General features: G+C 70.7%; 5 protein-coding genes. 1 reads left to right on the top strand and 4 read right to left on the bottom strand.

Annotation, left to right across the window (positions count from 1 at the left end; all coding sequences use genetic code 11):
- From ACFPZL_RS07560 to ACFPZL_RS07550, 3 genes are all read right to left on the bottom strand, one after another.
- On the bottom strand, positions 1-977 hold a 977-nt coding region (locus ACFPZL_RS07560; RefSeq protein ID WP_382335006.1), incomplete at its 3' end, for a glutamate synthase subunit beta.
- Positions 970-5,574: a glutamate synthase large subunit gene (gene gltB / locus ACFPZL_RS07555; protein ID WP_236021844.1), complete on the bottom strand. Its 4,605-nt coding sequence runs from the start codon at positions 5,572-5,574 to the stop codon at positions 970-972. The genes gltB and ACFPZL_RS07560, both read right to left, overlap by 8 nt.
- Positions 5,575-5,904: 330 nt before the next feature.
- Entirely contained in the window at positions 5,905-6,681 is a 777-nt protein-coding gene (locus ACFPZL_RS07550) for an SDR family oxidoreductase (protein WP_218114208.1), read from the bottom strand.
- Between the two features lie 185 nt (positions 6,682-6,866).
- On the opposite strand from ACFPZL_RS07550, the gene ACFPZL_RS07545 reads away from it, so the two are divergent.
- Positions 6,867-7,232 carry an RNA polymerase-binding protein RbpA gene (locus ACFPZL_RS07545; protein ID WP_218114207.1) on the top strand — a complete coding sequence of 122 codons (366 nt, stop codon included), beginning with the start codon at positions 6,867-6,869 and terminating at the stop codon, positions 7,230-7,232.
- A gap of 40 nt (positions 7,233-7,272) precedes the next feature.
- On the opposite strand, the gene lnt is transcribed toward ACFPZL_RS07545, so the two are convergent.
- The coding region (lnt, locus tag ACFPZL_RS07540) for an apolipoprotein N-acyltransferase (RefSeq protein ID WP_382335004.1) at positions 7,273-8,821 on the bottom strand (1,549 nt) is incomplete at its 5' end.

Here is an 8,821-nt window from a genome sequence, read left to right as displayed (position 1 = left end):
ACCGATCGCGCGCCCTGACGGTGGGCGGTGCCGACGCAGTCCGCGCCGGTGTCGCCGCCGCCGATCACGATCACGTGCTTGCCCGCGGCGTGCAGGTCGCCCGGCTCGGGAGCGAGCCCCGGTACTGCAGCCGTGTCGTCCGTGGAGACGCCCGGACCTGTACCCGGCGCCCCGCGCCGGTTCTGAGCGGTCAGGTATTCCATCGCGTAGTGGATGCCGGAGAGCTCGCGACCGGGGAGATCGAGCGGCCGTGGCACGGTGGCCCCCGTCGCGACCACGACGGCGTCGTAGCGTCGGCGCAGCTCCGACCAGGTCATGTCGCGGCCGATCTCGATACCGCAGCGGAACCGCGTGCCCTCCTGCTTCATCTGGTCGATCCGGCGCGCCACCAGCGACTTCTCGAGTTTGAAGTCCGGGATGCCGAAGGCGAGCAGCCCGCCGGGCTCCTCGTCTCGCTCGTAGACCGCGACGGTGTGCCCGGCGCGCGTGAGCTGCTGCGCAGCCGCGAGGCCGGCGGGCCCGGATCCGACGACGGCGACCGTCTTTCCGGTCAGCCTCTCGGGCGGCACGGGCACCACCCAGCCGTTCGCGAACCCCTGATCGATGATGCTGTTCTCGATCTGCTTGATCGTGACAGCCGGCTGGTTGATGCCCAGCACACAGGCGGACTCGCACGGCGCCGGGCAGGCGCGCCCGGTGAACTCGGGGAAGTTGTTCGTGGCGTGGAGGCGGTCGAGCGCCTCCCGCTCCCGACCGCGCCACGTGAGATCGTTCCACTCCGGGATGAGGTTGCCGAGCGGGCAGCCCTGATGGCAGAAAGCGACGCCGCAATCCATGCAGCGCGACGCCTGCCGCGCCACGACCGCGGGGTCGGCAGCCTCGACGACCTCGCGCCAGTCCATCAGCCGGAGCGCGACGGGGCGCTTGGGGGCGAGCTCGCGCTCGCGCACCTTGAGGAATCCGCGCGGATCAGCCATTGGTCGCCTCCAGGATCTGCTCCCAGGCGCGCTCCCCGTCGGGGTCGCGGCCCTCGTTCTTCGCCGACTCCCGGATCTCGAGCACGCGGGAGTAGCCGCGCGGAATGAGTCGGGTGAATCGTGCCCATGCCGTCTCGGGGTCGGCCGCGATGCCCTGCAGCAGCTCCTCCGCGAGCGCCGAGCCGGTCTGCTCGACGTGGCGCTTCAGCAGTGCGAGCACCCGCTCCCGATGGGCCTCGCCGAGCGACTCGAGCAGGAGCGAGCCGCTGGCAAACTCCGCGGAATTGATCCGCGCCGAGTCGAGGTCGAGCAGCACGGCCTCGCCGCCCGACATGCCCGCGCCGATGTTCCGGCCGGTGGGCCCGAGGACCAGCGCGAAGCCCCCGGTGAAGTACTCGAGCGCGTGGTCTCCGGTGCCTTCCACGACGGCGGTGACACCGGATCCGCGCACCAGGAACCGTTCACCGACGACACCGGCGATCCAGAGCGACCCGGCGGTGGCCCCGTAGCCGATCACGTTGCCGGCGATGACGTTGCCCGCGGCGGGGTGCCCGGAACGGGGGTGCGGCCGGACCGTGATCTCTCCGCCGGAGAGTCCCTTGCCGACGTAGTCGTTCGCATCGCCGATCAGTCGCAGCGTGACGCCCGCGGGCAGGAACGCGCCGAGGGACTGCCCGGCCGAGCCGGTGAGCGTGACGTCGATCGTCTCGGGGGCCAGGCCCTCGGCGCCGAAGCGCCGGGTCACCTCGTGCCCGAGCAGTGTGCCTACGGCGCGATCCACGTTGCGGATCGGCAGGTCGATCACCGCGTGCTCCCGACGCTCGAGCGCATCGCCGGATGCGGCGATCAGACGATGGTCGAAGTGCGCCTCGAGCTCGTGATCCTGCTCGGTTCCGCGCCGCCGCGGCGCCTCCGGGGAGAAGGACGGACCGCGCAGGATCGGCGTCAGATCGAGACCCTCGGCCTTCCAATGCCGGATCGCCTCGTCGACGTCGAGCGCCGCCGTATCGCCGATCGCCTCGTCGAGGCTGCGGTAGCCGAGCGAGGCCAGGATCTCCCGCACCTCCTCGCCGATGAAGCGGAAGAAGTTCACCACGTGCTCGGCCTGGCCGGTGAAGCGGGACCGCAGCTCCGGGTTCTGGGTCGCCACGCCCACGGGGCAGGTGTCGAGGTGGCAGACGCGCATCATGATGCATCCCGAGACGACGAGCGGTGCGGTCGCGAAGCCGAACTCCTCGGCTCCGAGCAGCGCCGCCACGACCACGTCGCGGCCGGTCTTCAGCTGCCCGTCCACCTGCAGCACGACCCGCTCGCGCAGCCCGTTCAGCATCAGCGTCTGCTGCGCCTCTGCGAGCCCCAGCTCCCAAGGCGATCCCGCGTGCTTGAGCGAGTTCATCGGGCTCGCGCCGGTGCCGCCGTCGTGCCCGGAGACGAGGATCGCGTCGCTCAGCGCCTTCGCGACACCCGCGGCCACGGGGCCGATGCCGGACTGCGAGACGAGCTTCGTCGAGATCCGCGCCTCCGGATTCGCGCGCTTCAGGTCGAAAATGAGCTGCTTGAGATCCTCGATCGAGTAGATGTCGTGATGCGGCGGCGGCGAGATGAGCCCGACGCCGGGCGTCGCGTGCCGGGTCGTCGCGATCCAGGGGTACATCTTCTGCGGCGGCAGCTGCCCGCCCTCGCCCGGCTTCGCCCCCTGCGCAAGCTTGATCTGGATCTCGTCGGCGTTCGTCAGGTACATGCTCGTGACGCCGAAGCGGCCGGAGGCGACCTGCTTGATCGCGCTGCGGCGCTCGGGGTCCAGGAGCCGTTCGTCGGACTCGCCGCCCTCGCCCGTGTTCGACCGGCCGCCGATGCGGTTCATGGCGATCGCGAGGGTCTGGTGCGCCTCGGGAGAGATCGATCCGTAGCTCATCGCCCCGGTCGCGAAGCGGCGCAGGATCCCCTCGACCGGCTCGACCTCCTCGAGCGGGATCGGCGCCCGTGTCGGGCTGAACTGCATGAGCCCGCGGAGGGTCATGAGGCGCTGCTGCTGATCGTTGACCCGCGAAGTGTACTCGGCGAAGATCTCGCGGCGACCCGTGCGCGTCGCGTGCTGCAGCTTGTAGATCGTCTCGGGGTCGAAGAGGTGCGGCTCCTCCCCTCGGCGCCAGCGGTACTCGCCGCCGGTATCGAGACGCCGGTGCGCGAGGGCGGCCGGATCGTCCGGGTAGGCGCGCCGGTGCCGCGCGGCCACCTCTGCGGCGAGCACATCGAGCCCGACGCCGCCGAGCTTCGAAGCGGTCCCGGTGAAGTAGCGCTCCACGAGATCCTTCGCGAGGCCGATCGCCTCGAAGGTCTGCGCGCCGCAGTACGACGCGACGGTGCTGATGCCCATCTTGCTCATCACCTTGAGCATGCCCTTGCCCAGGGCCTTGATCAGATGCGCTACTGCTCCCGCCTCGTCGACGCCCTCGATCTCGCCCGCGCGGACCAGCGACTCGACGGTCTCCATCGCGAGATAGGGGTTCACCGCGGCAGCGCCGTAGCCGATGAGCGCGGCGACGTGATGCACCTCGCGAACGTCGCCCGCTTCGACGAGCAGGGTCGCCCGCATCCGGGTGCCCTTGCGGATGAGGTGGTGGTGCACCGCGGAGAGCGCGAGCAGCGAGGGGACCGGCGCGAGATCCTTGTTGGAATCGCGATCCGAGAGGATCAGGAACTCCGCGCCGGCGGCGATGGCCGCCGAGGCCTCCTGGCACATGGCGTCGAGCCGATCGGCCAGGCCCTTGGCGTGGTAGTCGACCGGGTAGAGCCCGCGGATGGTGACCGTGCGCTCACGGGTGGGATCGTCGGCGAGGTTCTGGATGCGCGCCAGGGCGTCGTTGTCGATGACCGGGAAATCGAGGATCACCTGGCGCGCATGCTCGGCGGACTGGCCGAGCAGATTGGCCTGCGGGCCGATGCTCGCGGAGAGGCTCGTGACGAGCTCCTCCCGCAGGGCGTCGAGCGGCGGGTTGGTGACCTGCGCGAACTGCTGCACGAAGTAGTCGAAGAGCAGGCGGGGCCGCGCGCTCAGCACCGCGATCGGGGTGTCGGTGCCCATCGCCGCGATGGGCTCGGCGCCCTCCCGAGCCATCGGCACGAGCAGCAGGCGCAGCTCCTCCTCGGTGTACCCGAAGGTGCGCTGCCGGCGGATGATCGAAGCCGGCGGATGCACGAGGTGCTCGCGCTCCGGCAGATCCGAGAGGCGCATCAGGCGCTCGCGGAGCCACTCGCCCCAGGGCGCCGATGCCGCGAGCTCGGACTTCACCTCGTCGTCCTCGCGGATCCGGCCGGTCTCGAGGTCGACCGCGATCATGCGGCCCGGGAGCAGCCTGCCGCGACGGACGACGCGCTGCGGCGGGAACTCGAGGACACCGGTCTCGCTCGCGATCACCAGAAGCCCGTCATCGGTCACCTGGAAGCGTCCGGGCCGCAACCCGTTGCGGTCGAGCAGGGCGACGAGCTCGTTCCCGTCCGTGGCGATCATCGCCGCCGGCCCGTCCCAGGGCTCCATCATCAGCGAGTGGTACTCGAGGAAGTCGCGCAGCGCCGGATCGATGCTGCTCTCCCGCTCCCAGGCCTCAGGAACCATCATCGCGAGCGCGTGCGGCAGGCTCCGTCCGGCCATCACGAGCAGCTCGAGCACCTCGTCGAAGCTGGCCGAATCGCTACCGCCTTCGGAGCAGATCGGCAGCAGCGGCCGCAGGTCGCCCAGCAGCTCGCTCTCCAGCTGCGATTCGCGAGCGCGCATCCAGTTGCGGTTTCCCCGAACCGTGTTGATCTCGCCGTTGTGCGCGACCAGGCGCAGGGGTTGCGCGAGGTGCCAGGAGGGGAAGGTGTTGGTCGAGTAGCGCGAGTGGACGATCGCGAAACGGGCCGCGAACGCCGGCACGGACAGATCCGGGTAGAAGGCGGGCAGCTGCAGCGTGGTGACCATGCCCTTGTAGACGATCGTGCGCGCTGAGAGCGACGGCAGGTAGAGGCCGGTCTCGCGCTGAATGCGCTTGCGCGTGCGGAACGCGCGCCGTTCGATGTCCGCGGGATCGGCGGCGGTGGCCAGGCCGCCGGCGTGCACGAGGATCGGCTGCTCGATGACGGGGCTCGCGGCGCGGGCGGCCTCTCCGAGCACGTCCGGGCGGATCGGCACGGGGCGCCAGGCGAGAACGTCGAGTCCCTCCTCGCGCGCGATCGAGGCGAAACGGTAGCGGGCGGCCCGGCGCTCCGCGGCCTCCTGCGGCAGGAAGGCGAGTCCGGTCGCGTAGCGCCCGGCGGACGGCAGCGACAGCTCGGGCTCGGCGAACGCGAGCTCGGCACGGATGAAGCCGTCCGGAAGCTCGCAGAGGATGCCTGCGCCATCGCCGGTACCCGCGTCCGAGCCCACGGCACCGCGGTGCTCCAGGTTCTCGAGCGCCTCGAGCGCCAGCCGGACGATCTCGTGGCTCGGCTCCGCCGTCAGCGAGACGACCGCGGCGAGACCGCAGGCATCGCGCTCCTCCGCCGGGTCGTAGAGCCCTGCGGCCACCGGTGGCTGCTGCCGGGATTCCGGGCGCTCGCCCATTCGTCGTGCGTTCATCGACGTCCTCTCATCGTGCGGGACGTCGGTGGCCCGTGGTGGAGTCTGGTGCCCGTTTCGGACCACCGGACATCGTTGTCGCGGTAGGGCACCCTGACAGGGAGCTTCGAGCGTAGCACCGTTTTCTTCGGTTCATTACGCAAAGTATCGCTGTTTCTTCGATGAAATCGAGAGAATTGCGAAACTACCGAATATTCTTCGCCATATGCGGCCGATTGCCGAACACCCGAAGAGACCCGAAACACTCGCGAAACAGAATCCGGGCGCCGGCGAACGGAAGTCTCCGTTTCGCGGGCGCCCGGAACCGACGGGAAGGGCCGGACGGCGGGCTCAGCCCCCGAAGCCGGTCACGTCGCCGATCAGGCGGGTGTGGTCGGCCGGAACGGGCTCGACCGCCGCGAGGGCGACCTCGGCCGCGAACTCGCCGACGTTGTAGAGTCGGCCGGCCTGCTCGCGGCGCTCCTCGATCGCGCCCGGGTTCAAGCGGTTGAGCAACGTCGCCGTCACGGTGCCCTCGATCATGTCCCCGGACACCACGACGAACTCGACCCCGCGCTCGGTGAGCTCGGGGATGCGCTCGCGCAGCGCATCCTCCCCCGCCCGCTTCGAGAGCGCCACCGGCTCGTACTCCGGCATCGTCGGCGTCGTGCGGATGAAGTGGGCTTGATGGCTCGTGACGAACACCACGCGGGAGCCGGTTCCGAGCAGCGGCAGCGCGGCGTCGAGCACCGCGAGCTGCGCATCCCGGTTGAGCTTCAGCGCATAGTCCTCCCCCATGCCGGACTCCATGCCCCCCGATGCGTTGAGCACGAGGATGTCGAGACCGCCGTACTCCGCCTGCACCGCCGCGAACATCTCCGCGAGGGACGCCGGATCGGTCAGGTCAGCGCCCTGCACCAGTGCGCGGACGCCCAGATCCCGCAGCTCGGCGGCCAGCTTCTCCGCGCGAGGAGCCTTGTTCCGGAAGTTGACGACGACGTCCGCACCCGCCTCGGCAAAACGGCGGACGGTATCGGCGCCGATGCCGCGCGAGGAGCCGGTCACGAGGGCGCGACGGCCGGTGAGGCTGCCCGGAGCGAGCGGCTGCGAGGCGTTCGAGTCTGACACGTGGACTCCTTCGAGGTCGGCGCCCGGATGCGGCGCGAGTGATCTTCGGATATCAGCGTAGCGGTGGAGTGTGACGAAACGGGCACGACACTACCGGCGCACGGCCGGGCGCGCTACGCTGCAAGGACTACCGATGGATCGCGACGACGCACCCGCCGGGCGCGCCTCGCGGGCGAGGAGGAGCCATGGCCGAACGGACACTCCGGGGCGCACGGATAGGTTCCACCAGCCTCCAGAGCGAGGAGGGCATCGAGTTCGCTCCGCGCAGGCGCGTCGAGTACATCACCGACAAGGGCACCCGCTTCGCCGTCATGTTCGACGCGGAGGCGGAGCCGCCCGCCGAATGGACCGATCAGCGCAGCGGGGAGATCGGATTCCTCGACGATGACGCGGGCCGGGCCGCGCGCGCCGAGTTCGAGGAGAAGGAAGGTCAGCAGCGCACCCACTGGGACATGCTGATGGAACGGCGCAGCCGCGAAGAGCTCGAAGAACTGCTGCAGGAGCGTCTGCAGCTGCTCCGGGCGCGCCGAGGCGGGGAGGGAACCGACTGACGCCTCGTCATCGCGCGGTGCTCGGTCGGTCTCGCGCCGCTCAGTCGGTTTCGCGCTGCGCTGCGTTGCGGCGGCGGAAGACCGAGCCGTCGATCGGGCCGCGGATCGCGCCGACGATGACACCGGCAATGACACCGGCCGCGCCGAGCAGCATCCACGCCGCCGCGACGACCGGCCCGTACCGCAGCGCGGGCGTCTCCCCGGTCGACAGCGGCACCTCGGCCACCATGGCGTCGCGCGTGAACGGGGTCAAGCGGTCGACGTCCGCGCCGTCCGGAAGCACGATCGCGCTCGTGCCGACCGTGCTGATGTTCACGAGCGCGCGACCGGTCTCGACCGCGCGCAACCGGGCGATGGCGAGCTGCTGCGCGCTCTCGTCCGTGCGCCCGAAATCCGCGTTGTTCGTCTGCGCGAAGATCACCTGGGACTCCACGCCGCCGCCCGTGGGGCCTCGGCCCATCAGCGCGACCGCGTGGTCGTCGAAGATGATGTCGAAGCAGATCGCGATGCCGGCAGCGAAGGATCCGCCGGCGCCGTCTATCTCGAGCACCGCCGAGCGGGTCCCGGCACGGTAGTCGAGCCGCACGAGATCGACCAGGTCGGGCACGAGCGCGCGGAAGAACTCGCGGTTCGGCATGTACTCGGCGAACGGCACCGGTCGACGCTTGTCGTAGCGCACCCCGGTTCCGCCGGCCTCGTCGTAGACGAGCGTGCTGTTGGTGAACGTGTCGTCGGGATCGCGCAGCACCGTCCCCACCACGATCGGGGCGTCCGCGCGCTCCGAGAGCTCGCGCAGCGCGAGTTCGCGATAGGGCTGATCCGGCAGGGCGAATTCGGCGCTGTTCTCCGGCCAGACAATCGCGTCGACCGTCTCCCCCTCGGCCTCGAGCCGGTCGAGGAGCGTCGCCGTCGCCTCGACGTGGTCTCGGAAGACGTCGCCGTTCTCCCGGTCGTCGAAGATCGCCGATTTCGCATTGCCCTGCACGGCGGCGACCCTGAGCGTGCCGGCCCGTTCGACATGCGCGGGCGGGACCAGTGCGAGCATCCCCAGCGCCAGCGACGCGCCGACGACCACGGCGAGCAGGCGGAGACGCCGCGACCGGAGCTTCGACCCCTGCACATCCTGCGCATCCGCCGCGTCCGGCACGGCCGCGATGCCCGTACCGAACCACGCGGCGACGAGCACGGCACCGAGCACTGCGCCGGCGAGGGCGAGCAGCCCGGAGAGGCCGGAGAAGCCGACCCACGAGACGAGCGGGGCGAGCGGTCCCTCGGCCTGCGTATGCGCGAGTCGCCCCCAGGCGAAGCCGCCGTACGGCCAGGTGCTCTGCAACTGCTCCCGCAGCACCCAGAGCCCGGCGACGGCGAACGATTGCACGGCGACGACGGCCTGCGGTGATAGCCGCAGCCGCGCGAGCCCGCGCGTGGCGAGTGCCGCGGCCAGCCCGAAGAGCGCGAACCAGGCGATCATCACCCCGCACAGCGCGAGCCACGGTATCGGGCCGAGGTAGAGCGTCAGCCAGGAGATCTGGGGCATCCAGAAGGCCGCGCCCGCGACCGCCCCGGACAGCGCGCCGAGGCCGGCGCGC

It is taken from the genome of Leucobacter soli, from assembly GCF_042659205.1.
In the GTDB taxonomy this organism is placed as follows: domain Bacteria; phylum Actinomycetota; class Actinomycetes; order Actinomycetales; family Microbacteriaceae; genus Leucobacter; species Leucobacter soli.
The sequence above is the reverse complement of the archived record's forward strand: the minus strand, read 5'-3'. Positions and strand labels throughout refer to the sequence as shown.